General features: G+C 60.1%; 19 protein-coding genes. 5 read left to right on the top strand and 14 right to left on the bottom strand.

Annotation, left to right across the window (positions count from 1 at the left end):
* Positions 1–14: 14 nt before the first annotated feature.
* Complete coding sequence (locus H1B37_RS08950; protein WP_182866300.1) at positions 15–1,868, bottom strand: ArnT family glycosyltransferase; 1,854 nt, start codon at positions 1,866–1,868, stop codon at positions 15–17.
* 224 nt (positions 1,869–2,092) lie between these two features.
* Here H1B37_RS08950 and H1B37_RS08945 point away from each other — a divergent pair, with 224 nt between their 5' ends.
* On the top strand, positions 2,093–2,305 hold the full coding sequence (locus H1B37_RS08945) for a hypothetical protein (RefSeq protein ID WP_182866299.1): 213 nt from the start codon (positions 2,093–2,095) through the stop codon (positions 2,303–2,305).
* Positions 2,306–2,350: 45 nt separating this feature from the next.
* Here the strand turns inward: H1B37_RS08945 and H1B37_RS08940 are convergent, their stop codons facing one another.
* From H1B37_RS08940 to mnmG, 8 genes are all read right to left on the bottom strand, one after another.
* On the bottom strand, positions 2,351–3,190 hold the full coding sequence (locus H1B37_RS08940) for a hypothetical protein (RefSeq protein ID WP_182866298.1): 840 nt from the start codon (positions 3,188–3,190) through the stop codon (positions 2,351–2,353).
* The gene (locus tag H1B37_RS08935) at positions 3,190–3,672 is read right to left on the bottom strand and encodes a hypothetical protein (RefSeq protein ID WP_182866297.1); all 483 of its coding nucleotides are present in this window, start codon (positions 3,670–3,672) and stop codon (positions 3,190–3,192) included. Before H1B37_RS08935 ends, H1B37_RS08940 begins: the two co-directional genes overlap by 1 nt.
* 279 nt (positions 3,673–3,951) lie before the next feature.
* Positions 3,952–4,131, bottom strand: a complete 180-nt coding sequence (locus tag H1B37_RS08930; protein WP_182866296.1) for a hypothetical protein — start codon at positions 4,129–4,131, stop codon at positions 3,952–3,954.
* Between the two features lie 257 nt (positions 4,132–4,388).
* On the bottom strand, positions 4,389–5,861 hold the full coding sequence (gene gatB, locus H1B37_RS08925; protein ID WP_182866295.1) for an Asp-tRNA(Asn)/Glu-tRNA(Gln) amidotransferase subunit GatB: 1,473 nt from the start codon (positions 5,859–5,861) through the stop codon (positions 4,389–4,391).
* A 3-nt stretch (positions 5,862–5,864) separates the two neighbouring features.
* The gene (gatA, locus tag H1B37_RS08920) at positions 5,865–7,325 is read right to left on the bottom strand and encodes an Asp-tRNA(Asn)/Glu-tRNA(Gln) amidotransferase subunit GatA (RefSeq protein ID WP_182866294.1); all 1,461 of its coding nucleotides are present in this window, start codon (positions 7,323–7,325) and stop codon (positions 5,865–5,867) included.
* Positions 7,326–7,653: 328 nt separating this feature from the next.
* Positions 7,654–8,970 (bottom strand): sensor histidine kinase, encoded by a 1,317-nt coding sequence (locus H1B37_RS08915; protein WP_182866293.1) that lies wholly within the window; start codon positions 8,968–8,970, stop codon positions 7,654–7,656.
* Positions 8,971–9,558, bottom strand: coding sequence for a response regulator (locus tag H1B37_RS08910; protein ID WP_182866292.1), 588 nt, complete (start codon positions 9,556–9,558; stop codon positions 8,971–8,973).
* A gap of 397 nt (positions 9,559–9,955) precedes the next feature.
* Positions 9,956–11,791 (bottom strand): tRNA uridine-5-carboxymethylaminomethyl(34) synthesis enzyme MnmG, encoded by a 1,836-nt coding sequence (mnmG, locus tag H1B37_RS08905; protein ID WP_182866291.1) that lies wholly within the window; start codon positions 11,789–11,791, stop codon positions 9,956–9,958.
* A gap of 380 nt (positions 11,792–12,171) precedes the next feature.
* Here mnmG and H1B37_RS08900 point away from each other — a divergent pair, with 380 nt between their 5' ends.
* Together H1B37_RS08900 and H1B37_RS08895 are read left to right on the top strand one after the other, a co-directional pair.
* Positions 12,172–14,646 (top strand): hypothetical protein, encoded by a 2,475-nt coding sequence (locus H1B37_RS08900; RefSeq protein WP_182866290.1) that lies wholly within the window; start codon positions 12,172–12,174, stop codon positions 14,644–14,646.
* Positions 14,647–14,819: 173 nt separating this feature from the next.
* A complete protein-coding gene (locus H1B37_RS08895; RefSeq protein WP_182866289.1) occupies positions 14,820–16,244 on the top strand; it encodes a sulfatase-like hydrolase/transferase in 1,425 nt (474 codons plus the stop codon).
* A gap of 84 nt (positions 16,245–16,328) precedes the next feature.
* On the opposite strand, the gene H1B37_RS08890 is transcribed toward H1B37_RS08895, so the two are convergent.
* Positions 16,329–17,132, bottom strand: coding sequence for a GxxExxY protein (locus tag H1B37_RS08890; protein ID WP_182866288.1), 804 nt, complete (start codon positions 17,130–17,132; stop codon positions 16,329–16,331).
* A gap of 149 nt (positions 17,133–17,281) precedes the next feature.
* Here H1B37_RS08890 and holA point away from each other — a divergent pair, with 149 nt between their 5' ends.
* Entirely contained in the window at positions 17,282–18,328 is a 1,047-nt protein-coding gene (holA, locus tag H1B37_RS08885; RefSeq protein ID WP_182866287.1) for a DNA polymerase III subunit delta, read from the top strand.
* Here holA and H1B37_RS08880 read toward each other — a convergent pair.
* From H1B37_RS08880 to H1B37_RS08865, 4 genes are all read right to left on the bottom strand, one after another.
* Positions 18,325–20,649 (bottom strand): suppressor of fused domain protein, encoded by a 2,325-nt coding sequence (locus tag H1B37_RS08880; RefSeq protein ID WP_182866286.1) that lies wholly within the window; start codon positions 20,647–20,649, stop codon positions 18,325–18,327. The two genes, holA and H1B37_RS08880, sit on opposite strands and share 4 nt — an antisense overlap.
* Before the next feature lie 452 nt (positions 20,650–21,101).
* A complete protein-coding gene (locus H1B37_RS08875; RefSeq protein WP_182866285.1) occupies positions 21,102–22,040 on the bottom strand; it encodes an ABC transporter ATP-binding protein in 939 nt (312 codons plus the stop codon).
* Positions 22,041–22,517: 477 nt separating this feature from the next.
* On the bottom strand, positions 22,518–24,848 hold the full coding sequence (locus H1B37_RS08870) for a hypothetical protein (RefSeq protein WP_182866284.1): 2,331 nt from the start codon (positions 24,846–24,848) through the stop codon (positions 22,518–22,520).
* Entirely contained in the window at positions 24,845–25,162 is a 318-nt protein-coding gene (locus H1B37_RS08865; RefSeq protein ID WP_095737597.1) for a MazG nucleotide pyrophosphohydrolase domain-containing protein, read from the bottom strand. The genes H1B37_RS08870 and H1B37_RS08865 overlap by 4 nt, the downstream gene beginning before the upstream one ends.
* 193 nt (positions 25,163–25,355) lie before the next feature.
* Here H1B37_RS08865 and H1B37_RS08860 point away from each other — a divergent pair, with 193 nt between their 5' ends.
* The gene (locus H1B37_RS08860) at positions 25,356–26,633 is read left to right on the top strand and encodes a sulfotransferase family protein (RefSeq protein WP_286177553.1); all 1,278 of its coding nucleotides are present in this window, start codon (positions 25,356–25,358) and stop codon (positions 26,631–26,633) included.
* Positions 26,634–26,636 lie beyond the last annotated feature (3 nt).

The following is a 26,636-nucleotide window of genomic DNA, read 5'->3' as shown; positions in this document are numbered from 1 at the left end:
CACTGTCTTCCCTCTCAATTTTCTTCGGCTACCCCATAAGCTCTTTTAAGCTGCGTTGCAGAAAAAATGCGAATTGAATAGCCAGCCCAGCCAATTGGTTCTTCCCGACGCAATCGCTCCAGCGGTCGCGAATCCATTTCGACAAATTTCCCGTCTCTGTCAATGATCGAAACTGGCATTCCATAAAGAACATTGGTTGAAACCGCGTACGACGCTCGGTGATCAATCGCCACGGCTTGGTCACTTGATGTCCAAGGCCATTCGTCGATGGAATCCGCGAGCAGTTCAAATGGATTGTATTGCCCCTCGAACGCAAGGTACGTTCGGTCCTTTGCGTGACTGGGCTGCAAATCCCGCCAGCGCTGAAGCCATCGCAGGTCTTGCCCCCAATCAATGTTGCTACCCAGCAAGTAGTCTGCACCTTGCTTAGGACCACCTGAAAGGACATTGAAAAAGCTGATGCAATGCGGAAACACCGTCAAACACTCGATACCGTGCAGAGTAACAAGCGTTAGCAAAAACATGCCACGAATCCGCCGGTTCCGTGTTTGACACCCAAGCTGGCGAGTATTCCCCCGGTCAATTCGCTTTGTGTCGGCTTGGCCAGGGTGATCGCACGTGGCTGCAAAACCACTTAGCCAAATACAGAGAAATGGCAGACAAGGCAATAGATACCTACCGTGTTGATTCAGTCCCGTCTTTAGACTTGCGACGACAAAGATGACGATTGCCGGCGCAAGCAAGGTCGTGCCCTCAACGGTCTGCCAACGACTCGCCGTAGCCCATGGCAATGACACACTCCGCACCAACGCCAGCAGCAGGAATCCAGCCGGTGCTCTCAGTAACAGTACCCACGCGTAATAGGCCAACCAGCCCTCGGACTGGTGTATTCCAAATAAGTAGTTCGGAAGACGCGGTTGGTCAAAATCCCGTTGCTGTACATCAATCCCAAGCAGATAATTTGCAGGTAGAGGGACCGGAATTGAGTGTAGGACCGTCCCCCCAAAGACATTGCCCACACGGCCTCGCGTCAGGTCGTCACCACCAAGACTTCGGCTGACAAATTCAAACTCACCAAGAGGTTCGAAAGAACGTTCAAACAAATATCCAGCATGAATGATCAAAGCAGAAAGCAGTCCGCTCCACGCGATCATCGACGCATCTTTAAAACATCGTCCACGGGAGCGATCGGTTAAGAGCAAGCCACGTACCACCAGCCACAACAGGAACCAAATCGGAACAAGAATGAGTGCCGTGAACTTAGTCAACAGCGCTAATCCCAGCGTGATGCCCATCCACGTCGCATTGTGCCACCCCGGAGCGAATAACCATCGCCGGAACAAAAAGCATGCCAAAACAATCACGGATGCTGACGGAACATCGGGAGTGATTAAGCACCCATGTCCAATGACCATCGGAAAGAATACCCAAAGCGAGGCCGCGATCCGTGCCGCCAGTTTTCCGTACAGCCCGTTGGCCCAATAGTAGCAAACCACGGTGCCGAGCAGCGCGAATGGAATCACCATCCACCGCGCCCATCGCAACAACGACATCGTGCGAATCCCATTGGCATCAACAAAATCCGCGCCCAGACGAAACACGGGCCGGCTGCCGGCTCGGTGCGCAAACGGATCGACACGCAAGAGCGACAAGTCAGTGTGATGGGGCATCGCCAAAACGGGCAACGTCGCAATCAGCCGCACTAACGGCGGGTTGACGCGATAGAGATCAAATGCTCCCGTTTTCCAATTTTCGAGGCCGGCAACCATATGGCCCGGCTCATCTTGCGTTGGACTTGAGGAAACAGAACAAATGACCAGCATGATGGTTTGGACGACCATCAGAATTCGAAGCACTGTGTCATTCATTCTGCATTCTAGAACTTTATCGATTGATCGCAGGCACCTGACGCTGAATTGTTTTAGCGTAACACGGCAGGCGAACGAACGGTTGCCGCCGCAAGCGTTTATTCGATCAAGTTGAAAGCATTAGCATGAGGTGTTTTCACTCTTGCATCGCCCCTGGCACGATCGTATCGATCTCGAAACATCGTCAAGGCACTCAGTGGGGTGGCATCTTTTTTAAGATCCCGATGCCAGACCTAACCGCCCAGATTCAGTTGATGCCGGGACAACGCGAGTCACATTTAAAGCGCACCTTTCCTTCACCACCGATCATTTTGCCGAGTAGATACCCGATTTCAGTCCTGATCATCCCGGCCGGCCCCATCGCTCGGATCGGCCTCCAAGTCATCGCGTTCAACAATGAATCGAAACCGATCGATGAACGCTCGGCCGGCGTTTGATCCTCGATCAGCGTCGCAATCAACCCCCGTCCCTTTTAAATCCGCCTAGGAGCCGTTGTTCGCCTTCGGAACAAAAAACCCGACCGACGACAGCCCGACCAGACAGAGCAACACCGAATACAGCAGGTGATTGGAAAAGAACGCGATCGAAAAGAAGATCGCCATGCCCAGCGCCGCTGCCCATTTCGGCGGCAACAACCAGAGCCCGAATCCGAACAGCGTCTCGACCACGATCACCTTGCGACTGTACCAGGTCGCAATCCCACGTAACGTCTCGGCGTCGTAGGTCTCGCGCAAGTAGTTGAACACCCAGAAGTCGCGGTCGAGAAAATAAATGTCAAAGAACACCTCCCCCGACCAATACTCCGGGGTCCACTTTCCGACTGCACCGCCAAGCAAGATCATCGAGGCGATCGCGCGGGATAAAAACGCCCCGCGACGAAATAACTCACTCGGCTCGTCGCGATCCATCCGCGTGGTAAACCAAAACACCCAGATCGACGCCCACAAGCTGGTCGCAAACGTCATGTCGTTGTGGCTGGCTTGGTGGATCAACAAAACGCCCAAACACCCGACTTGGCCGAGCGCGCTGAGCGTGCGAACCCAGGGCAACATCCCGACCACGCCCAAGATGATCGCGGCGAGGGATCCCAGGTAGGCCCAGCGGACGACCTCGGCCGATTGCAACCAGGCAGGAAAGAACGGATCGGAAAGCAGCAAGCGGTGATAGACCTGATCGGCCAACATGAAGAATTCGTACTTCCACGCCAGTGAGCCGAACACGCTGATCTGAACGATCAAGTACGCCCACAACACCCGCACCGAACCTGGACTCAGGGTCTCGACATCACTGGTCTGCGGTTCAGGCGTCGCTGCAGCATCCATCACGGTCCTCCCTCGGGCGACAGGAACTCAGACGATTCGCGAATCCACTCGAACCGGCCTTCACCGATCGGCTTGGCATGAATCTTTGTGATCAGCGTTTGCCCGCGATAGGACGACCACAGCGTCACCCAACGGTCCTGGCCGGGATGCAACAACGAGTAACGCCCGTTGGCAAATGTCAGCACCCGGGTGGGAAAGTGATTGATGTAGCGGGGGCGACTGGCATCGATCACCGGCGTGATCAAGCCTTCGGGCAAATCGCGGATCTCATAGCGATTGCCGAAGTTGTACATCGCCGGAACCGGAGCTTGGACGGCCCACAAAGCGAACGAGTCGGTCGACAGATGAAAGCGTTTCATGGTCGCCCGCGCGATCGCCGGATAAAACGGCATCAACAGCAACCACACGGTCACGACACAGACGCCCAGCAGGATCAGAACGAACAACGGATCGCGTCGGGGATGCGGTTCGCGATTGTCCATGACATCCTCCGTCTCATCGTCACGAGCGTTTTTGTTGATGTAATCGCGTTATCTACCGCAACTTCGTTTTCGATCGGGCTGGACAGTCGCCGTCCTCTCCGAGGTCGGCGCGGGGCAAAGCCTGGCTTTTTCGCGGCCGCGCCGAGTTCGGAGAACACGGCGACTATTCGCAGCTCGCCGAGTTCGGAGAACACGGCGACTATTCGCAGCTCGCCGAGTTCGGAGAACACGGCGACTATTCGAACGCATCGTCAGGTTTGCAAATTGAGTTGCGGAAGCTTATCCCAGTCCCTCATACGCTCGATCAAGATCCAGCGTCAGGTTTTCAATCGGCAACCGGACGGCCCGCCCTGCACCGTACTCGCGCCGAACAAAGCCCGAATCCCCGCGGGCGTAGACCACTGCCGATTTCACGGTTTGTTCCACCAGCACATACGCTTCAAGCGTCTCAATCGCCAAAATCGTCGATCGAAACGAGCGGCTTGGCCGGAATGCTGCTCATCAATTCGTTGCTGCCGAGAGGTGGGACTGTTCTTTGACTCCCTATTGGTACGGGTTGTTGCCCGCCGTCGTCGCGGAAGTCGCCAAGACTTTCGCATGCCGCGGGCCCTCTCTGGCGTTTGCTTGCTGGGCAAACGCCGTCTCTCCCTGAGGGAGAGAATCTGAGTTCGTCTGGATGTCACGCACAGCATGCCCCACGGGTCGACCACCCCTGCTCACGCCTGATCGATCAATCGCAGGGCGATCTCACGGATTTTTTGCGGGTTGGCGTTGGGGTTCTTGCCGCGGGCCTGACCGATCAACGAACCGACGGCTTTCTGGTTGCCGTTCTTGACATCGTCGACGACCTTGGGGTTGGCCGCGAGCAGCTCTTTGACCAGCGATTCCATTTCCGAATCGTCGACCGCTTCGATCCCCAACGCCTTGATTGCATCTTCGATACCCCCACCGTTTTCGCTGACGTGTTTGAACACGTCGCGGGCACGGTCGTTGGTCAATTCGCCGGCTTTGACTTTGGAAAGCAGCTTGCCGAGTTGTTCCGCTGAGACGCCGAAGGATTCGATGTCACTGCCCTGCTCTTTCAGCGTTCGCATCACGTCTTGCTGGATCCAACTGCTGGTCCGTTTCCCGTCGCCACTGGCCATCGCGGCGGCGTCAAAGTACTCGACCATCGCGCGGCCTTGAGACACGATCACATCGGCATCGTACGCCTTGATGCCGTATTGTGATTGCAACCGCTCGCGTGTCTCTTCGGGTGTTTCACCCAGCGACGCGCGGATCTGTTCGACACGCTCGCGAGGGATTCGAATCGGCAGCAGGTCCGGGCAGGGAAAATAGCGATAGTCCGCCGACTCTTCCTTTTCACGCTGGGGATACGTGACGCATTTGACGTCGTCCCAGCCGAAGGTGCGTTTGCCGTGGGTCTGGATCGTGTGTCCGGTTTCCTCCCATTCGGCGTATTGGCGTTCGACTTCGTAATCGAGCGCCGCGGCGACGTTGCGAAAACTGTTCATGTTCTTGACTTCGACGATCGGGGTGGCGATCCGCTGGCCGTGCTTGTCGATGTGCAGGTTGACGTTGGCGTCGACGCGCAAACTGCCCTCTTGCATTTCGCAATCCGAAACGCCCAGGTGCGTCATGATCTCTTTCAGTTTGATCAGATATGCCAATGCCTCGTCGGCCGTTCGCATGTCGGGCTCGCTGACGATTTCCAACAGCGGCGTGCCACAGCGATTCAAATCGATGCGGCTGTCGGCACGACCGGCCGCTTCGTCATGCATGCTTTTGCCGGCGTCTTCTTCCAGGTGGGCGCGGATGATCCCGATGCGACGGATGGCATCGGGATCGGCCGGATCGGTGATCTCCAAACAGCCGTCGGCACAAATCGGCAGATCAAACTGGCTGATCTGATAGCCCTTGGGCAAATCGGGATAGAAGTATTGTTTTCGGTCCCATTTGGTCAGCGGCGGGATGTCACAACGGATCGCCAACCCGGCCCGGATGGCCAGTTCGATCGCGTGTTCATTGATCACCGGCAACGCGCCGGGCAATCCCAAACAAACCGGACAGACCTGGGTGTTCGGTGGGCTGCCGAATTTGGTGCTGCAACCGCAAAACAACTTGGTTGCCGTCTTCAATTGGACGTGGACTTCCAGTCCGATGATCGTCGTGGTCGGTAGCTGTGACATCGTTTATTGCTTCGGTCGTTGGGTGTGATAGTCGGTCGCCGATTGGAAGGCGGATGCGGCAAACAGCAAGCGACTTTCCTCGAGCGTCGGCGCCTGCAATTGAATCCCGATCGGCAATCCCGCCGGGTCAAATCCGCCCGGCAAGGAGATCGCCGGCACACCGGCCAGATTCGCGCCGACGGTAAACAAATCGCACAGATACATCTGGATCGGATCGTCCACCTTGTCACCCAACTTGAACGCCGGCGTCGGCGTGACCGGCCCCAACAGCAGATCGACTTGCGAGAACGCGGCGTCATAGTCACCGCGGATCAGCCGCCGCACCTTCAGCGCCTTGTTGTAATACTCGTCGGCATAGCCCTCGCTGAGCGCGTAGGTCCCGACCATGATGCGACGTTTCACCTCCGCCCCAAACCCTTCGGCACGGCTGCGGCAATACATCGTGACCAAATCCTTGGCCTCTTCGCCGGCGCGATGCCCGTAGTGGGCGCCGTCGTATCGCGACAAGTTGCTGCTCGCTTCGCTGGGCGCGATCACGTAATAGGTCGGCACCCAGTACTCGCGGTGCGGCAGATCCACATCGACGATCTCGGCCCCCAGTTCTGCCAACACGCCGATCGCGTGGGAGACCGCGGTGCGAATCGATTCGTCGATCCCCTCGGCCTGCAACGATTCACGCAACACGCCGATCCGCATGCCGCGAAGGTCATTGGATTCGGTCGCCAAGGTATAGTCGGGGACGGGCTGGTCCAGCGAGGTGGAATCCCGCGGCTCGAATCCGGCGATCACGTTCATCAACAGCGCACAATCGTCGGCCGACCAGGCGATCGGGCCGATCTGGTCCAGGCTGCTGGCAAAGGCGACCAACCCATAACGACTGACCCGACCGTAGGTCGGTTTCAATCCCGTCACACCACAAAACGCGGATGGCTGGCGGATCGAGCCCCCCGTGTCGGTCCCCAGGCTGAGCGGCACGGTGCCGGCGGCCACCGCCGCGGCCGCCCCGCCGCTGCTGCCGCCGGGGGTGCGGGTGGTGTCCCACGGGTTCTTGGTGATCCCAAAGGCACTCGTTTCGGTGCTCGCCCCCATCGCGAACTCGTCCATGTTCGTCTTGCCGACAATCACGGCGTCGGCGGCACGCAGTTTTTCGATGACCGTGGCGTCGTAGGGTGGACGAAATCCACGCAACATCTCCGAGGAACAGGTCGTCGGCATGTCCGAGGTGCAGAGCACGTCTTTGACGGCGATCGGCACGCCGGCCAGCGCCCCGAGCGGTTCTCCGGCGGCCCGCTTGGCGTCGATGGTTTTTGCGCTGGCGATCGCCGACTCGCGATCGACGTGCGTGTAGGCGTTGTGCACGGTCTGAGACGCCTCGATCGCGTCCATCGCGCGCTCGGCAATTTCGACCGCCGATGCCTCACCGGCGGCCTGCATTCGCAGCACTTCCAAAGCAGAATCAAGCATGAAGAGGGTGACCCGTTACGACCAATTGGATGACAGGTTCGAATTATCGACCATCACCGCTCGATCGAACACCGGGCATCGATGGGAGGAAATGGCGCGAGGATTGGTGTCTCGCCTTGAGGGACCGATTTAGATTCTCTCTCTCTGGGAGAAACGGCGTTTGCGCAGCAAGCAAACGCCAGAGAGGGCCCACACGGCAAATGTCGCTTCCGCCCCTGCAAAACGAACGTCTTGACGACTTCCGCTACGATCAAATCCGCCACCGATTCAATCGACGGGCCAAGCAACAACGCTGAGCGGCAAAAGCCTGGACACCAGCGCAACCCGTTCACTCCGAGATCGCGATCGTGGCGACGCAACCGGCCAGGCCGCCGGAAAGTCGGATCGTGGCGTCATGCAATTGGGCGACGCGGTAGGCACGACAAAGCCCCAATCCCAAGCCGCGCCCGGCCTCGCGGCCGCTGTAAAACGGATCAAACGCATGCCTGGACGCCTCCACACTTAGCCCCGGTCCGCTGTCGGCGATGTGGATCAACCACTGCGGATCCCGCGAAGGGGCCTCCTCCCGCTCCATCGACAACACCACCGTCCCACCGCTGCCGATCGCCTCGATCGAATTCCGCAACAGAACGCGGATCGCTTCCAACATCATTGCGCGGTCCGCCATCACGCATGCCGGGTCGGCAAGCGTCTCGACCATCAAGCGGATGTCGACGTCCGACGCGATCGAGCGGAACTCGTCCCCGGCCTCGCGGACCAACTCATTCAAATCGATGCGTTCTCGATTGGTCTCCGGCGGGTTGGCGAAAAACATCAATCCCGCGATCATCTCGTGCGCCCGATAGACTTGCTGGACGATTTGCTGAAGCGATTGCTGTCGCTGTGGATCGGCTTCGTCACGGACAAGCTGCTGGGCCCGCGCCGAAATGTTTGCCAACGGGTTGTTGATCTCGTGGCTCAACCCGTACGCCAATTGTTTCGCCGCAGCCAACTTCCGCGTCTCGGCCAGCTCCGACAAACTGTTCTCGGTCGCCAATTCCCGCTCACGCGCTCGCGCCAATCGCTGCAACAGACGACTGCCTTCGAGTTTCGGTTTCGGCTCGGAGCCGCCGTCCCAGATCACCGCCGGCAAGCGCTCGATCCAATCCGATTCCACCACCGGCCCCAAGACTTGCAACCACTCGGCCGCCGAGGCGATCCAGTCCTTCGGCTCGGTCGTTCGGCTGCGGGCCAGCAGGCGCGACCAACGATGCTGGTGCATCTTGGTGATTCGCGGTGCCGAAACGATCCACTCTCCGGCGGAAAACTCACCCGGCGCGGCGCCGATGAACCACTCGGCCAATTCGGTCACCGAAACAAAATCATCGCCAGGCCAACGCAGCAGTGCGAACAACAACAACGGCGGATCTTCGAGAAACGCCGCTGTCACGCGACGGGCCACCAGCGGATTCGAATTGTCCCACTGCGCGTCCGAAGCGGAAATCGCTGTCGCGATGGCAACCATCGCCGCATCCGACAGCGGCAACCACCAACGTTTGCCCGCGCGGTCGATCGGCGGCAGAACACCCCACCAGCCGAGCTCGAGCGACGAGGCCGGAAACGGGGATTCGTTCGATTGGTCGCGGAGACTCGTCACCGCATTCATCTAATTCGGGACTTTGCGTTCCATTTCCAACAGATCGCAGGATCGCAACACCAAGTCGTCGATCGCAAACGGCTTCTGCATGAAATCATTCGCACCGGCGGCACGCAGCGCATCGACCTTGTTGTGCTCCACCATCCCGGAAATGCAAAGAATCTTGACCATGTCCAAGGCCGGATCACTGCGGACCCGCTGGCAGACTTCTTTGCCGTTGATGTCGGGCAACATCACGTCCAGAACCACCAGGTCCGGACGAAATTCCTTGACGCCCATCCCCGCATCAAACCCGTTGTTGGCCGTGCGGATGTCGAATCGCCCGTCGCGTTCAAAGCCGTCTTTCATCAATTCGACCAAATCCTGGTCGTCATCGACGATCAACAACTTCTTCTTGCCGCTCTCGAGCGCGTCGGTCGGAATCCCATTGTCTTTCATGAACAGATAAAGCTGCTCACGTGGAATCCGCCGAAATTTGCTTCCGGGAACCCGGAAGCCTTTAAGCGACCCGTTGTCAAAACAACGAATGATCGTCTGCTGGCTGACCTTGCAGATCTTAGCCGCTTCGCCTGTCGTAAAGACCGTCTTCGTGGTCATCGCAGAAACCATCCTCCCTGCAGGACGAGCCGTTTCCCAACCTGTGCGTTTGTCGTGAGTGAACCCTCAACCAGGCTCACCCTGTTCCATGTCCTTTCAGTGCTAGCATTTGCCGACACTGTTGTGCCGGTCACCAAACCAGCACGACAAGGTTCTTTTAGCAAAACCCCCACGCTTCCGCACAAGAGCATTTCATCGCCAATTTGCGTCAAAAACGTAGGCAACAGCAAACTCCAAAACCCTCAAGCTTGCCGATCTTGCCCGACCAACGAATCTTACCGAATCCCCAGGCGAGGTCAAGATCGCTTGGTGGCGATCTTTGATCGGCGGTCGAGCGTGGTGGACGATTACCGTTCGCCCCGCCGAGTTCGGAGAACACGGCGACGGTCCGACCGCATCAACTTGATGACGGTGCTTCCAGATAGGCTAGCAACAGCGCGATGTCCGCCGGCGTGATCCCGCTGATCCGCTGGGCCTGGTCCAGCGAGACGGGGCGGATGTGGCTGAGTTTCTCCTTGGCTTCGTTTCGCATTGCGGCGATCGATGAATAGTCGAAACCGCCGGGAATCTTCTTTTTGAGCATCCGTTGCTGCCGGGCCACCTCGTCGCGTTGACGACTGACGTAGCCTTCGTACTTGATGTCGTAAACGACTTGCTGTGCCGCTTGGCCGCCGATATCGGCAAGCTGGGGGACAAACTCGCACATCTTCGCCCAATCGACCTCGGGGCGGCGCAGGTAAACGTCTCCCTTGACGTCTCCCTTGGGCGTGTTGATTCGGACCGCCGAGAGCAACTCGATCGCCTTGTCAATGTCGGTCAGTTTGTCGGCGAACCGTTGTCGCCGCTGGGCATCGATCAGGCCAAGTTCATCCGCGTCCGGAGTCAAGCGACGATCGGCGTTGTCTTGTCGCAACAGCAGCCGGTATTCGGCGCGGCTGGTAAACATGCGATAGGGTTCGTCGGTGCCGCTGGTCACCAGGTCGTCGACCAAGACGCCGAGGTAGGCCTGGTCGCGGGTCGGCACCCACGTCGATTTGCCGGCGACTTGGCGGGCGGCATTGAGCCCCGCGATCAAGCCCTGGCCGGCGGCCTCTTCATACCCGGTCGTCCCGTTGATCTGGCCGGCCAAAAACAAACCCGCAACGCGTTTGGATTCCAGATGCGGCCAGAGCTGCGTGGGCGGACAAAAGTCATACTCCACGGCGTATCCGTAACGCATGATCGACGCCCGTTCCAATCCGGGAATCAAACGGAACATTTCGTCTTGAACGTCACGCGGCAAACTGGTCGAGATCCCGTTGACGTACACCTCTTCGGTGTGATGCCCCTCCGGTTCAAGAAACAGTTGGTGGGCACTCTTGTCGGCAAACCGCACCACTTTGTCTTCGATCGAAGGGCAATAGCGTGGACCACGGGTCTGGATTTGTCCGCTGTACATCGGCGCGCGATGAAGGTTGGCGCGAATCAAATCGTGCACCGCCTGGTTGGTCATCGCGATGTGGCAAGGCACCTGATCGATCGCCAGAGAATCGTTCAGGAACGAAAACGGCTGGGGATCGTCATCGCCGGGTTGTTCATCCAGACCGGCATAGTCGATGGTGCGGCGATTCAATCGTGCCGGCGTGCCCGTCTTGAAACGATCGATCTGGAATCCCAACCGATTCAGCGCGCCGCTGATGCCGGTCGTCGTCCCTTCGCCGGCCCGTCCGCCGGCCGTCTTGGACTCTCCGGTGTGCATGATCGCCGACAGGAACGTGCCGGTGGTCAGCACGACCACCGGCGCACGGTATTCGGCGTCGCCGCGGACGCGAACGCCCACCACCCGCTCGCCTTCGCCGCTGGTTTCGGTCAACAGATCCTCGACCGTCTCCTGGCGCAGGTCCAAGTCGTCCTGCAATTCGATGGCGTGCTTGATGTATTGCTGGTAGGCCTTTTTGTCGGCCTGGGCGCGGGGACTGTGCATCGCCGGTCCCTTGCGGCAATTGAGCAATCGGAACTGAATCCCGGTCGCATCGATCGCCTTGCCCATCAATCCGCCCAACGCGTCGACCTCGCGCACGATCTGGCCTTTGGCGACGCCACCGATCGCCGGGTTGCAGGACATCTGCCCGACGGTGTCCAGATTGGTCGTCAACAGGGCCGTGCGGGCCCCCAGCCGCGCGGCCGCCGCCGCCGCCTCGGTCCCGGCATGTCCCGCCCCGATCACCACCACGTCATATTGATACTGAATCATCAACTCTCACTCATAAGTCTACTGCAGTTTCGTTTTCGATTGGGCGGAACAGTCGCCGTCCTCTCCGAGGTCGGCGCGGCGCAAAGCTTCGCTTTTTCGCGCCCGCGCCGAGTTCGGAGAACACGGCGACGTTTCGCAGCTCGCCGAGTTCGGAGAACACGGCGACGTTTCGCAGCTCGCCGAGTTCGGAGAACACGGCGACACTCCGAACGCATCGTCAAATTTTATGGCCTGTTTCATCTGGTCCGTCTGGCGAACTCCCGTCAGGGTACGAAACGATCGATGCACCACTTTTTCCCGCATCCCGATCAAGATCGGCCCATTCTTTTGCCGAACCGGAAATTGAGGTACATCCGTTTCTTTCGACTCCGGCATTTCCGATGGGCGTATTCGGCCAATTCGTCAGGGCGATCGGGCATCGCCCGCAATCGATTCTGTCGGCATCCCCGTGGATGCCGGCCGCATCCCTGGGGACGCTTGTGTTCCTGGCGATGTTCGCCGTCCGGACCGGCCCCGCCGCCGCAGCGGAAGTCGACCCGGACGCCATTGTCCTCACATCTCGCGTTTTTGACATCCCATTTCAGATGGATCGGGGCACCAAAGCGAGCCTGGTGCGGCTGTACGTCTCGGCCGACCGCGGAAAAACCTGGACCCAAGCCGCCCAGCAGCCGCTGCCGATCAAGAAATTTCACTTCGAAGCGACCGCCGACGGCGATTATTGGTTCACGCACGCGACCGACCTGGACCCGCCCCCCCAGCCGACCGCAAAGTTGACTCCGGAACGCAAAATCTTTATCGATACGACCGGGCCGGAGATCGAGCTCAACGGGGGCGCCGACTCCGATGGAAACGTCACGGCACAATTGAAACTGACCGACCCACACCAGGTTGCCACGCTGCGCGTCCTGTACGCGACCGATGTCAAACGCCAGTGGGTCACCGTCGCCAACGCACAAATCGATCACGAAGGCCGTTTCGCGATCCGGCCCCAAGAGGACTGGCGACAGATGTCGGTCCACATCACGGCGACCGATTCGATCGGTAACGCGTCGGTCCAGGCCAAGACGTTCCGCCGCCCGCGTGTCGCAGCAACGAAGTTGCCACATCTGGCGGTGTCGCCCCAGGACTCGATGGCGCAAGAAGAACGAAACGCCGGGGAAGATCCACAAGCGGAAATCGACGCGATGCATCATCACGTCGCTGACAATCACGTCGCTAGCGATCATGCCGCAGACCAGCAATCCGAAGCGACCGCCCCGGCGGGCAACCAGCTTCGCGCCCAAACCGTCGCCGGCCCGAGCGACCCGCCCAGCTATCTGCTCGGACCGACCGCCGGCGCGCCCCCCTCTGCCGCCGGCGCGACCCCCTCTGCCGCCGGCGCGCCCCCCTCTGCCGCCGGCGCGCCCCCCTCTGCCGCCGGCGCGAATCATCCGGCCGCGACGTCGCCGAATCATTCGGCGTTGCAGTCCCCCGGCGCGGGCCCGTTGCGGCCATCGCCCGGCACGCTGCGATCGCCCGCCGGTGCGAACCCGATGCGGAACACGCCGCCACCCCGCAACGAAGGCTCCAACCCGCGCTCGCTGTCCACCTTCGGCTCGGCCTTCGGCGCCGCTACCCGGCCGGCGACCCGACCGATCGAATCGACACCCGCCGGCCGGACCGCCAGAGCCGATTCAGCGGCCGGGAATGAAACCGGGCCCCGAACGCTACCGGCTTCGGGACTGACGGCAAAGCTGACCCCGGAAGGCATCGAGGTCTTGCCGACGCCCCAAGCTGATCCGGCCCCGGCGACCGACGCATCGGCAACCGACACACCGTCTGCAACCAACAAGCCGCCCGCTGCAGCCCCGACGCCGGCACCTGAAATGCTGCCCGCGCCGACTCCGGAAGCGGTCGATGGGCCGACAATCAATCTCACACCGCCGAGATCGCCCGGTGACCCGATCACCGAATCGCTGCCGCTGCCGGCCGCCGAAACGGATCCGCAAACAGAAGCCCGGCGCTCACGCACGCTGGAAGAAGCCATGCGTCCGATCACACCCGGTGCCGCGACGACGCCGAACCCGCCATCCACGCCGAACCGACCGGGGGCCGAATCGGGCCCCGAGCAAATCCCCACGCCGGCTCCCAGCAGCACGCCGGAGGACCAGCGTCGCTATCGAGCCGAGCGTGCCGCAGAACTCAGCCGCGAACAACAACTGCGTTACGACCGCGCCCAACTGGCCCGAACCGTTCCCTTTCGCTGGAGCGACTCGAACCGATTCAGCTTGGAATATGAACTCGAAGCCGTCGGGGCGTCCGGAGTCGAAGCGGTCGAACTGTACGGCAGCCTGGATGCCGGCCGGACGTGGAAACGCTGGGGCGCCGATCCGGATCGAACCAGTCCGTTTGACATCGAAACCAAGGGCGAAGGCGTGTTCGCGTTCCGGATCGTGGTGCTCGGCAACAACGGCCTGGCCAGCCCTCGTCCGCTGCCCGGCGACCAACCCGACATCGCGGTGATCGTCGACCAGACCTTGCCGGAGATCAAGATCACTTCGGCCCGCTACGGCGAAGGGGACCGGACGGGATCGTTGATCATTCGTTATGAGTGCAGCGACGAAAACCTGATGAACCGTCCCGTCTCGATCGCGTTTAGCGATTCGCTGGACGGTCCGTGGACGACCATCGCCGCGGGATTGCGCAATGACGGGCTGTACGTTTGGCCGGCCGATCCGAAGTTGCCGCACGAAATCTATTTGCGCATCGACGCGACCGACCAGGCGGGCAACACGGGCAGCTACTTGCTGGATCAACCGATCGCCACCGGTGGTCTGGCCCCGCGGGCTCGAATTCTAGGCTTCCGCTCGCGATAGCAGCCGGTCAAACATAGCTACCTTCGCCAGAAGATGGTCCACGGGGATTCCCGCGCCTGCATCGAGCGTCGCGACGTCAAAATGGCGCGATCGTCCGATGATGGACGTCGGATGGATCCGTTGTGGCTACACTATGCTCCCCTGCCCTGCCCTTCCCCGCCTCGGAGCCCGTGATGCGTTGCCTGCTGTTGATCCTGGCGTTGATTCCCCTCGCCTGCCACGCCGCCCGTCCGAACATCATCTTGGTGATGGCCGACGACCAGGGCTGGGGCGAAACGGGTTACAACCGTCACCCGCGACTGCAAACGCCGCACTTGGATGCGATGAGTCGATCCGGGCTGCGTTTCGATCGGTTCTACGCCGGTGCTCCGGTCTGTTCGCCCACCCGCGCGGCGGTGTTGACCGGACGATCGTGTTACCGCGTCGGGGTTCCCGAACACGGCTACGCGCTGCGGCACCAGGAGATCACGTTGGCCGAGGTACTCGCCGATGCGGGCTACCAGACGGCGCACTTCGGCAAGTGGCACCTGAACGGACTGCGTGGTCCCGGCGCACCGATTCTCGGACACGACCGGTTTCATCCCGGCACGTTCGGGTTTGACCATTGGCTGTCGGTGACCAACTTCTTCGATCGCGATCCGTTGCTTAGCCGCCAGGGAGAATTCGAAGATCATCGCGGCGATTCGTCGGACGTGATCATGCAGCAAGCGCTCAAGCACGTCGAACAACAAGCCGCCGCCGACCAGCCGTTCTTCACCGTCATCTGGTACGGCACACCGCACTCCCCGTTCAAAGCGTCCGCCGAAGACAACGCGCCGTTTACCGACTTGAACGAAGCGTCGATGCATCACTATGGCGAACTGGTGGCGCTGGACCGCAGCGTCGGCGCGCTGCGAAGCCGATTGCGTGAACTGGGGATCGAAAAACAAACCTTGGTTTGGTACTGCAGCGACAACGGCGGGTTGCCGAACATCAAACCGGCCACGACCGGCGGACTGCGTGGGAACAAGGGAACGATTTACGAAGGCGGATTGCGGGTGCCGGGCATCATCGAATGGCCCGGTACAATTCGGCCGCGGCAAACCGCTTTCCCGGCCAGCGTGATGGACATGATGCCGACCCTGCTGGAGCTTGCCGATCAACCGCACCCGGCCCCGCAACGACCGCGAGACGGCATCAGCCTGACGCATCTGTTTGACGGGCCGTCGGACGCGGAACAACAACGCCCTGAGCCGATCTTTTTTCGCTACAAGACATCGGCCGCAGTGGTCGACGGCGACTGGAAGTTGTTGACGCGAAACTTCAACCGAGACGCGTTCCAGCTGTACAACCTGGTCAAGGACGTCGACGAATCCGACGACGTCGCCGCACAACATCCCCAACGATTTAAATCCCTGCGACAACAACTCCGCGACTGGCTGGAATCCACCGACGCCAGCGAAGCCGGCCGAGATTACCCGCAGGGGACCGTCGCGGCCGACCATCCCCAACCGATGTTCTGGGTCGACCGCCCCGACTACCAGCCCCACCTGAAACAATGGCAACACCGCTGGGAATACAAATCCTGGCTCGACCGCCGCAGGAAACAGAAGAAGTAGGGAAGGATGGCAGAATGGTGAAGGCGGGAGGGGCAAAACAATGGGGGCAAAACAATAGGCAGCACCTTGGGGACGCAGATTGAGTTATGACTCAATTGTTGCCATTTTGACATCGTGGTGATTTAGGTTTGTCCATTGGATGCAGCGAAGGCTGGTGTGGCACAGCAGTCGTTTCAGTTGCTCCTCCATTTCAGTGATTCCGTCGGTCAACGTTGTGATGGACATCGCCGTGTGACTGTCGATCAGAAACACGTCGTGCAATCCAGCCTGAAAGTCTCCGTCAAAAATTGGAACACGCACGGATCCACTCTGGGATCCTTTGAGCAAACACATGGAGGCTTCACGATAGAGGGAGGCGTTTAAGAAGACGCCCCAATCATCTAACAGGTCCTCGACAACCTCTCGCGAACGCACGCTCGCGTCATCGACACCCCGCCACCTTTTCGCATCGACTGCGAATCGGTGACGTGCGACCGAATCGAGATTCGTTGAAATGAAACGTTTTTGGACACGTGGTGTTCGCAGATTCACCAATAGCCCATGTTTCATTCCCGTCAGCAGCAAATAATTGATGGCTTGAGCTTCGTGAGCGGGTGTCAGGCAATCAACGGTTTTGGCTTCCACCATCAACGCATGCCCGAGCAGCAAATCCATGAAATACGACTTGCGAAAGTGTTTGTGCGACAGCCTGATTTCGACCTCGCGTCGAGCGGGCAAGACGCCTGCCAATTCACACCGTCGACGGATGATGTTCTTGAACGGCGTCTCGTCGATCAGTCGACTGAAGTCATTGTGAGCGGAGAAGATGATTCCCATGACTTGGTAAGCGAATGACTGGAACTCATCGCGGTCAAGCACCTGAATCTCGGAATCAACTTCAATAGGCATGACGATACCTCTCGTAACGAGTGAAAAGGTGGCAAAACAATAGCCAAGACCCGAGTAAATGCCCCCCCCCCGACCCATCGTCTTGCCCCCATCGTTTTGCCTGCCCAGCCCTGGTTCGTTGGACACGTTCTGCCTGTTAGACTACGCCGATGTCGAAAACTCATGCGTTTGAATTCTTGGCTGCCCACTCCGGCGCCGCTCCGGTCGACTTTGCCGTGGCGGGGTTGTTTGGGGGTGACAGCACATTGACCTCTTGGGCGACCGCGGTGCTGGCCGGTGCGGCGGATGTCACGGAGGTGGACGGGACGACGGGTCGTTGGGCGGATATCAACGACGAATTGTCGACCGCCTCGTTGTTTGACATGGGCGAAAAACGGACGGTCGTGATTCGCGATGCCGACAAGTTCGTTTCTGCCAATCGCCCCGAGATCGAAACCTATCTGGCCAAGCCCGGGATGGCGGCGCGGCTGGTGCTGCAGTTCGAATCGCTGGCCTCCAACACCAAGGTCTACAAGGCACTCGACAAGTCTCACGTTCTGGTTTGTTGCAGCGGCGAGACGGGGCAAAAGACCGGCGCGACGGCGGCCAGCCGGCGCAAATTTTTGACCCAGTACGTGGCCGCACGCCATCAAACCAAGCTGACCGGCGGGGCAGCCGACGCCTTGATCGAAATGCTCGGCGAAGACATCGGGTTCCTCGATACCGAGATCGCCAAACTCGCCCTCTACCTACCGCCCGGTGAAACCATCGAAGAACCGTTGGTGCGAGACGTCGTGGCCGGTTGGCAAGGCAAGACGATCTGGCAGATCACCGACGCGATCTCCTCGGGCAACGCCGCCGAGGCGATCAAGCAACTCGACAAATTGATTTCCGGCGGGCAACCGGCGATCGCCCTGCTGCCGCAAATCGCCTGGTCGCTGCGACGCCTGGGGCTGGCCGCGTCGGCCCATGTGGCGGCCGAGCGGGCCGGCAAACGCCAGACCCTCGAAGACTCACTGGCCCAAGCCGGCGTGCATCGTCCGGCGGAGATCTCGCGTGCGATCGCCGACATGAAACGGATGAAACGCGAGAAAGCCGTCCAGCTGCTCGCCTGGCTGCTCGATGCCGATTTGCGGCTGAAAGGAACCCACAGCGCCGACGGCCGCGACCGGTTCATGCTGGAACAATTCGTGATGCGTCTGGCCAGTGTCACCTAGCGTCGGAACCAGCGTTTTCGTTTCACATAACACTCGCGCATCGGGTCAAAGAACACCGCGTGGCTGTTCTTTTCCAGCAGCGAGAGGAACTTGTGAATCCCGCCGGTGTCAATCAGCTTGCGTTCCGCCTCGGTGATCGTCATCAACCAGAACAACTGGATCACGCCGCCGATCCCCGCTTCGGTCTGGATCGGTTTGGAATCGGATTCGATCACCGGCAACATGTAGACACAGTCCTTTTGTTGACTGTCGGGCATCAGGTCGTGCAACCCTTCGAGTGACCCGGTGGTCCCGATCGAAAGCCCTTTCTTTTTCCGATAGGGTTCTTTAGCGGCGCCACGGACGATCTGGATGGCCAAGTCATCCAGGTGGGTGACGTAGAGCAACAGTTCGGCCCGCACGCTCCGCTGTCCATTCGGCATCGGAATCGGATAGTCGCTCATCCCGCTGGTGACCAGCGTCATGAAGTCTCGATTGCCCTCGGGGGAATGGACCGAGACATCGACGCGCATCGTGGGGTCGTCATCGACGTCATAGCGACAGCAGGGTCCGAAGCGTTCCTCGAACGCCGCTCGGCGCAACCGATTCAACTCCGCGTCCGTCGCCGGGACACCGGCGGCGACCGCCACGTTCCCTTCGGACTCCGCCGCTTGAGAAACGCCGTCGTAATGCGGCAACTCCGACGGCAGAATCTCCGACGGCAAGCGATCCCGCCGCGGAACATCCGATTCCGGCAAATCCTCGTGATGCGTCGGTGGATCATCGAGCTGCGCCCCCGAGGATGCTCCGTCGTCGGCATCCACCGGATCCTCGTCGGGCCCAACCGTTTCAGAAAGTTGGTGTTGGTCTTGCGACGTCACCGGCCCATAGCGTGGGGCATCGTTGACGGCCAATTCGTAGGCGTCGGCCCGCTCATCGGTTCGCCCCAAAACGTCCTCCCACGAAGCAGGTGCAGCGTCGGCGGCCATCGACTCGTCCGGCCGCTCGACGGCCGGCTCGGCTGCATTGTCCTGGTCGATCGCTGCAGGCGGGGACGCGTCGGCGGAGACAACGTCGATCGAGGACACATCGGCCTGCTCTGGCGCCGCTTGCTCTGGCGCCGCTTGCTCTGGCGCCGCCTGCTCTGGCGCCGCCTGCTCTGGCGCCGCCTGCTCTGGCGCCGCCTGCTCTGGCGCCGCTTGCTCTGGCGTGGCCTGGTCGTGTTGGGGTTCCGGCTGAGCGGTCGGCTCTGGGATAACCGAGGCACCGGGGCGGACGGTGATGTCCAATTCGCGCCGAGTCAATTCGTCTTCGCGACGCATCAGGTCGGCTTCCCGCTGCGACAAGGACGCCTGGCGGGCGGCGAATTCTTGCAGCAGTTTCCGCTTCTCACTGAGAATCGATTCGGCCGTTGCGTCGGAGACTTCGGCATGGCGACCGTCGATCTCGCTCTCACGCTCCGCTTGCGACGTCGCTTGTTCCTCAAGCGATGCTTGTTTCCGGTCAACCGCTTGCTCACGCTCGACCAGTTCTTGCTCGCGCTGGTCCAGTTCTTGCTCGCGCTGGTCCAGTTGCTGTGTTCGCCCGTCGATCTCCTCTCGCTCGGCCGTCAGTTGACTCTCGGCTTGCTGGACTTCGGCACTCCGCGCCGCAAGCTGCGATTCGCGCTGTTCCAACTCATCGCGTCGGGCTTCGCATTCGGCTTGCTGCTGGGCCAACTGTGAACGGTCATCGGCAAGCGTTTGCTGTTGGTCCTTCAGCAACGCGGTCTGCTCAGCCGACTGCGATTCCAACCGTTCACGCTGTGACTCCAGTTCCCCACGCTGTGACTGCAGTTCCTCTCGCAGCGATTCCAGTTCATTACCTTTGGACTCCAATTCCTCCTGTCGCGCCCGCAGCTCTACCTCGCGCCGTTCCAGCTCACTGTCACGGGCGTCCAGCTCACTGCCACGGGCGTCCAGCGTCTTTGCCAGACCCTCGAGCGTTTGTTCCCGTTGCGTCAGTTCTGCGATCCGCCGCTGGTGATCCTCGTCGCCGCGCGTTTGATCGGGTGCGTCGTCTGTTGGTGATTGCGCGGCACGTTGCGGATTGGCAGCCGCTTGATCAGCCCCCGGTGCTGCGGTCCGATGGGCCGCGCGCAGTTTGGCTATCGATTCGGCGGGAAACGTCAGGCCCTGGACCGTCGCCGCTGCGACCCACGGGCCTTTTCCGTCTCTCAATCCGGCGTTGGGCAGAATCGCGCCGGCATCGACGTACCGCTGCAACTTCTCAATGGGATAGGGGCCACGCATTCCATTGGTGGTTTTGATGTACCACTGTCCGGGTGACTGCGGGTCAGGCATCAGATGTACTTGGGGGGAGAAGAGTCTTGTCGGCAGCAGAAACAACGGGGAATCGCGATCGCCACCTCGCGTCTGACAATCCTAGCACGCTGCGATCGCCACCGGACAGGCAGTGCCATCACCTACCCTTCCCATCGGCATCAACTGAAGACGAAACCCTACCTGGAAGAGGCCGTGCGTTGTTTAACCTCTGAAACAACAGAAGTTTACGACTTCACCCTCCCGTTGGGAGGGTCGCGGAGGAGTATGCGACGACGCGGGGAGGGTCCGCTGTGGCTCGGATCCACCCAATCGCCACGAATCGACCCTCCCCTCGCTGCGCTCGCCCCTCCCTTCCAGGGAGGGTGAATTGCCAAAAACCGCACGACCTTGGAAGGGAGGGTGAATTATTTGACTAATGGTTCCACCTGTTCGCTTGATGCAGATGGTGTCATTTCCCGATCCCCCGGTTGCTACATCCGAGTGCTGGTGCCCTTGGTCAGCGCCATAAAGGCCGACTCCAAATCGAGTTCTTCTTCGGAGAAACGCTTCAAGTCGATGTTGTTTTCGATCAACAGCTTGGGCAGCTCGCTGTACTGGTCGACCTCCGGTTTCAAAATCACTCGGACGGCCGCATCCCCCAGTTCACAGCTTTGCACTTTGTCATGCCCGGCCAACAGGTCGATGATCGCGTTTAATTGTTCCGGTTTGTTGGGTTGGATCACCAAGACGACATGCTCTCGCACCATGCGAATCACTTCGGTGACCTCGGCATTTTGTTTCAGTTCACCGCGATCGATGATGCCGACCTTGTTACACACGTCGGCCAGCTCCGGCAGGATGTGGCTACTGACGATGATCGTTTTCCCCATTTCACCCAACTTGCGCAACAAGTTACGCATTTCGATTCGCGCCCGCGGATCCAACCCTGAAAGGGGCTCGTCCAACAACAGAACCTGGGGGTCGTGCAACAGGGTTCGCGCGAGGCCCAGTCGTTGGGTCTGTCCCCGTGAGAGTGTGTTGGCAAAGGCATCGCGTTTGAATTCCAGGTCAACGATTTCCAGCATTTCGTTCACACGTTCGCGGCGTTGCTGGCCGTTGATCCGATAGGCGGCGGCGAAAAATTCCAGGTACTCGACGACGGTCATGTCGTCATAGACGCCGAAGAAGTCGGGCATGTACCCGACCAGTCGCCGGATCTCTTTGGGGGCGGTGTGGACCGAATGGTCACACACATACGCTTCGCCCCAACTCGGTTCCAGCAACGTCGCGATGATCCGCATCGTCGTCGTTTTCCCCGCCCCGTTGGGTCCGATAAACCCGAACAGATCGCCTGCCTTCAGATCCAGATCGATGCTGCGAATCGCGAAGGCATCGCCATACTTTTTGGTCAAATCGACGGTTTTGATCACGGGAGTTTTTTCTCGTAAGGGCGGCAAAAAAAATAAATTCCGCGTTTGGCATATTTGCTTGAAGGAATCCGTTGCTGAAAACTCGATTCCCACAGTGATGTTCGCGTCTGATAAAACCGAGGTGTTTTCGGAAACGGATTCCTTCTAGCGATGTCCACTTGGCTTCTGACCGATCTCGCTCAAGTTTCACCATTCTCAGTTTCTTCCGCTCACGTGAGGCGAGTGTTCGAAAACCGCACTTCACACTGCCGGAAGAGAATTGAACGCACATCGCCGAGTGATTGAGTGGTTCGTTTTCGATGCGTTCTCGACTCGGTTTTCCGGACCGGAACTTATAAGAGCAAGGGAGTTTAACTGCTTCGATCGAAATCAACCATCATTGAACCATCGATCGCTGCGGATACGTTCCACTCCCTTGCTCTTATAAGTTTGCCAAACGCGGAATTTATTTTTTTGCCGCCCTAACGTTCTGGCGGATCAGTTCAGGCGAGTCTCGCGGACGGGCATGACCACGCGGACCATCGACAACACGCGGCCGCCGGGTTGGACGAAACCGGCGGATTCATCCATCGTGTCTTGGACATCGAACTCGAACAGCGGCGTTTCGGTCCGCCCCATCAACAGGCAGCGGTCATCGACCAGCACCCCGGACAGGTCCAGGTCACCGATCACGTCGTGGCGAAGTCCGGTGTAGAGTTCTCCGCCGGCGGCGCGATGAAACAGAATCATCTCGGCGACACGCTTGGCGTCCGAAAAATCGCTCGGCGTCCACGAAGTCGTCGTGGTCGTGCTGTCTTCGGACGATCGTTGCCGAGTCAATCGCCAACGAAAATTCTTCTGCCTCAACTCGCTCAACTCCGGCACACCCGATCCGGTAGGCACACGCGTCGGCAACAGATACACCCAGTTTCCATAAACCAACACGCCGTCCAGGATGTCATAGGGCAACGGGTTGACGAACTTGCCCCGCAACAGCTCGCTTCCGGGCCGCCGCGTCACCGGAGCGGTCTCAACGGTCTCGACGGCAAACGTCGCCCGTGTGGCAATCGACTTGCTGCTCCGCGGGGCGATCGTCAATCCACGGACCTCCGTCGCCACCCCTTGCTGGCCCTGTTTGTCGATCGACGCGGGCACCACCGAATAATCACCGAACACGCTGTTCTCACCGGCCAACTGAATCCCACCGAATTCCCGACCGGGGTACCCCATCGGAAACACAAACGAGCGTGGCGGGGCTGCACCGGGCGATCGATCCGATGCCGGCGCAAGCGGTTGCAAGTTTTCTCCGGCGGTATAACGAACGTCCACGCGGGCCGGATGGTGCGAGTACAGCGAGCACCAGGCGAACCCGCGTCCGGCGCCATCGATCAAGTCGATGTCGGTGACTTGAAATTGATTCGCCCGCAACAATGCCGCTGTCGGTGAAGCGGTCGATGCCGTGTCGGGGATCACCTTGGGTGCCGCCTGAAAGACCAGGAATACCGAGAGCGTGATGGCGACCAGCGGAAACGAAATCCACCCCAACAGCGGCTTGCCCCAGACCCGGTTGATCAAGAGATAATCCAGCGGTCCGATCGCGGCAATCAACAGCATCACGATCAACGAAACGACCGAAAAGCTAAACCGCGGCTTGATCACAAACTGGTCCAAGACGCCGCGCATCTGGCCGGCCAGGTCAGCAAAGGCCGTCGATCCCGTCCGAGTGTCGCGTTCTGCGTTTGGCTCCTGAAGCAACTCGCCGACGACCTCTTTGACCAAATCCAACCGTTCCGGCCAGCCCGCAAATGGAGGACGATCCAAGTCCGCCGTGACGACGGTCAGGTGACCCAACCCGACGACGTAATCCGCGGCCAAGACGGCGGCCACCCGCCGCGTCGTCCGCCCGGAAATCAGCGTGCGGCCCTCGCGTCGCGGCAGTTTGATGCCACGAAAAATGTCCAGCGGCGTCTGACTGGACGTGAACGTCTCCAGCGCCGCGGGGTCATACCGCGAAACCGTGACCTCGTCGACCGGCAACAGCGAAATCAGCCACGGCGCCGCCTGCACCGTCCGCTCGGTCGCTTCGCCCAGACAGACAAACAGATGTCCGCCACGACGCAGCCACGACACCAGCGCCCCGCGCTGGGCCTCCGTCATCGCCTCCAGCACCGGCACTCCGGTCGCGTTGACCATCACCAGGTCCACGCCGTCATAGCCGAGCGGTTGAAACGGCAATCGGTCGGCGGTGTCGATTTCGCTCACCGCGATGCTGGCCGCTTTGTCCAACAACACGTTGGAGGCACCGATCTGGTCCACCCCCAATGGATCGCCGATCGCGACCACCCAGGGCATTCCGGCTGGAATCATCGAGGGGCCACGTGAGGGAACACCGGCCGCGGGAAAACGCGTCTTGGCGACGACTTGGGTGCCGGATTCGCCGGCCCGATGGATCTCCAGCGGTGCCGCTTCGGACCCCGGCACCACATACCCCAGCTCGCTCGATTGAGTCTGGTCGGGCACCGCGGGATAAGCCCCAAATCGAACCTCCACACCGTCGCCGTCGAGCGTGTGCAGCGTGAAATCCGACCGTGGCGTGTCCTCCGGTAGACTCGAACGGACCGATTCGCCCAACCGGACCGCGGTGCAGCGACCGACTCGGTAGTGCCCGTTGATGCCGACAACGACCGCAGCCGGAGCGGCATCGGCGACCGCCGATTCTGCGTCCGCGCTCGGCACAGGGTCCTGTGCGGAATCCTGTGCGATGGCCGCTGATCCCAACAGCAGCAAGAAGACCGCAGTGGTGGCGGCAAACTTGACGTGATCGGTCATGGTTTTTCTGAATCGGGACACTCGCAGACCAATTTGCCACAACCGGGACACCCGCCGCCGTATTTCGCGACCAAGGCAGCGTTGAGGTCGATTTCGGCGACGTTGGCAATCGTCGTCAGCCAAGCGATCACGTCGGCGAATTCTTCGGCCAAATTGGCTCGATCGTCACCCCGCAAGGCCGACGACAGCTCGCCGACCTCCTCCATCAACCACATGAACGTGCCCTCCACCCCTCTGGCAACGTCCTTCTCGTGGTACATCTGACGAATGTGCCGCTGAAGATCCGCAAACGATAATTCAGTAGAATCACTCATGCTGGCAGATTGTAGCGCGTGGGTGGCGCTTTCGCGATCGGGGTGGGCTGAGTTAGATTAGGGTTTAGCCTTCCGTACAGTCTGCCCAGCGATTTGGTTCAGTCTGCCCAGCCATTTGGTTCAATGTCTCCGATCATTACCCCGCCTTTCGAATCTCTCTCATCTCTCTCATTTAACCCCGCAGCGTCCTTCGTTGACTGATACCGAGCACCGCCGGCCGGCCTCCCCTGTCGATACAGCGAACCTTGCCGACAACGCCCCGCCCGCCGAGCGAACCCGACGCGACGACAACGCAGCGGCCAAGCCGCGGGCGGAGTTTCACCGCTACCCGTTCTACGCACCGCGGTTTTGGCACGGGATGCGTCCGAGAACCTGGTGGGGGCTGTTGCGTCAGGGACGATTCCGGATCCACCCGAGCCGGTTGCCCAACCTGTTGGGCGTTTCGCTGGCGACCCCCTGGAACACGGTGCTGGCGTGGATCCAGCAGTTGTTTTTCCGCAAACGCCTTGCCAAAGCCGAATTACACGGCCCCCCGGTGTTCATCATCGGGCACTGGCGCAGCGGCACCACGTTGTTGCACGAGCTGTTGGTGCTGGACGAACGCTACAGCAGTCCGACCACGTTCCAGTGTTTCGCCCCGCATCATTTTCTGGTCACCGAATGGATTTTCCAGCGTTTCTTCGGCTGGTTGCTGCCGGGCAAACGGCCGATGGACAACATGGCGGCCGGCTGGGAACGGCCGCAAGAAGACGAATTCGCGTTGATGAACCTGGGCCTGCCGTCACCCTACCGGAATATCGCGTTTCCCTGTGAACCGCCCGTCGATCTGAATTACTTGGATTTCCAAGACGTCTCACCGACCGACCTGCAGCGTTGGCTTGCCGCCCTGCGTCGCTTCCTGCTGGGCGTCAGCACGGTCACCGGACGGCCGCTGGTGATCAAAAGCCCCACTCACACCGGCCGCATCGCCGCATTGGCCAAAGAATTCCCCGACGCCAGATTCATTCACGTCACCCGCGATCCCCGCGCGCTGTTCCCATCGACCTGCCGCCTGTGGGCCGGATTGGCCGAAGCCCAAGGCATGCAGGTGGCCCGAGATCCGAGTGACGATTCGACCGTCAGTCCGACTGCGCGGGCAGGCGACGACCAGACGTTGAACCCCGAAAAACAATACGTCGTCGACTGCCTGCGCCGCATGTACGACGCCTTCCTTCGCGATCGCCCCGGCATCGACCCCAATCGGATCGTCGACATCCGCTACGAAGACCTGGTCGCCGATCCAGTGGCGATGTTGGAAACGATCTATCGCTCACTCAAATTGAGCGACTTCGATTCGGTCCGCCCGGTCATCGAATCCTGGGCGGCCAGCGAACACCGCTCCTATCGAACCAATCGCCACCAATTGTCCGACCAAGACGAAGCGACCATCCGCTCGGCCTGGAAACACTATTTCGAAACCTATGGGTACTAGCCG

The organism is Stieleria mannarensis (genome assembly GCF_014154935.1).
In the GTDB taxonomy this organism is placed as follows: Bacteria; Planctomycetota; Planctomycetia; order Pirellulales; family Pirellulaceae; genus Stieleria; species Stieleria mannarensis.
This window is presented reverse-complemented; position numbering and strand designations above follow the sequence as displayed.

Coding starts and splice junctions, on each gene's coding strand:
- gatB (WP_182866295.1), bottom strand. CDS start 5,861: ATGTCACAGCTACCGACCACGACGATCATCGGACTGGAAGTCCACGTC.
- H1B37_RS08900 (WP_182866290.1), top strand. CDS start 12,172: ATGGGCGTATTCGGCCAATTCGTCAGGGCGATCGGGCATCGCCCGCAA.
- H1B37_RS08945 (WP_182866299.1), top strand. CDS start 2,093: ATGCCAGACCTAACCGCCCAGATTCAGTTGATGCCGGGACAACGCGAG.
- holA (WP_182866287.1), top strand. CDS start 17,282: ATGTCGAAAACTCATGCGTTTGAATTCTTGGCTGCCCACTCCGGCGCC.
- H1B37_RS08935 (WP_182866297.1), bottom strand. CDS start 3,672: ATGGACAATCGCGAACCGCATCCCCGACGCGATCCGTTGTTCGTTCTG.
- H1B37_RS08880 (WP_182866286.1), bottom strand. CDS start 20,649: ATGCCTGACCCGCAGTCACCCGGACAGTGGTACATCAAAACCACCAAT.
- H1B37_RS08950 (WP_182866300.1), bottom strand. CDS start 1,868: ATGAATGACACAGTGCTTCGAATTCTGATGGTCGTCCAAACCATCATG.
- H1B37_RS08915 (WP_182866293.1), bottom strand. CDS start 8,970: ATGAATGCGGTGACGAGTCTCCGCGACCAATCGAACGAATCCCCGTTT.
- H1B37_RS08870 (WP_182866284.1), bottom strand. CDS start 24,848: ATGACCGATCACGTCAAGTTTGCCGCCACCACTGCGGTCTTCTTGCTG.
- mnmG (WP_182866291.1), bottom strand. CDS start 11,791: ATGATTCAGTATCAATATGACGTGGTGGTGATCGGGGCGGGACATGCC.
- H1B37_RS08865 (WP_095737597.1), bottom strand. CDS start 25,162: ATGAGTGATTCTACTGAATTATCGTTTGCGGATCTTCAGCGGCACATT.
- gatA (WP_182866294.1), bottom strand. CDS start 7,325: ATGCTTGATTCTGCTTTGGAAGTGCTGCGAATGCAGGCCGCCGGTGAG.
- H1B37_RS08890 (WP_182866288.1), bottom strand. CDS start 17,132: ATGCCTATTGAAGTTGATTCCGAGATTCAGGTGCTTGACCGCGATGAG.
- H1B37_RS08910 (WP_182866292.1), bottom strand. CDS start 9,558: ATGACCACGAAGACGGTCTTTACGACAGGCGAAGCGGCTAAGATCTGC.
- H1B37_RS08895 (WP_182866289.1), top strand. CDS start 14,820: ATGCGTTGCCTGCTGTTGATCCTGGCGTTGATTCCCCTCGCCTGCCAC.
- H1B37_RS08940 (WP_182866298.1), bottom strand. CDS start 3,190: ATGGATGCTGCAGCGACGCCTGAACCGCAGACCAGTGATGTCGAGACC.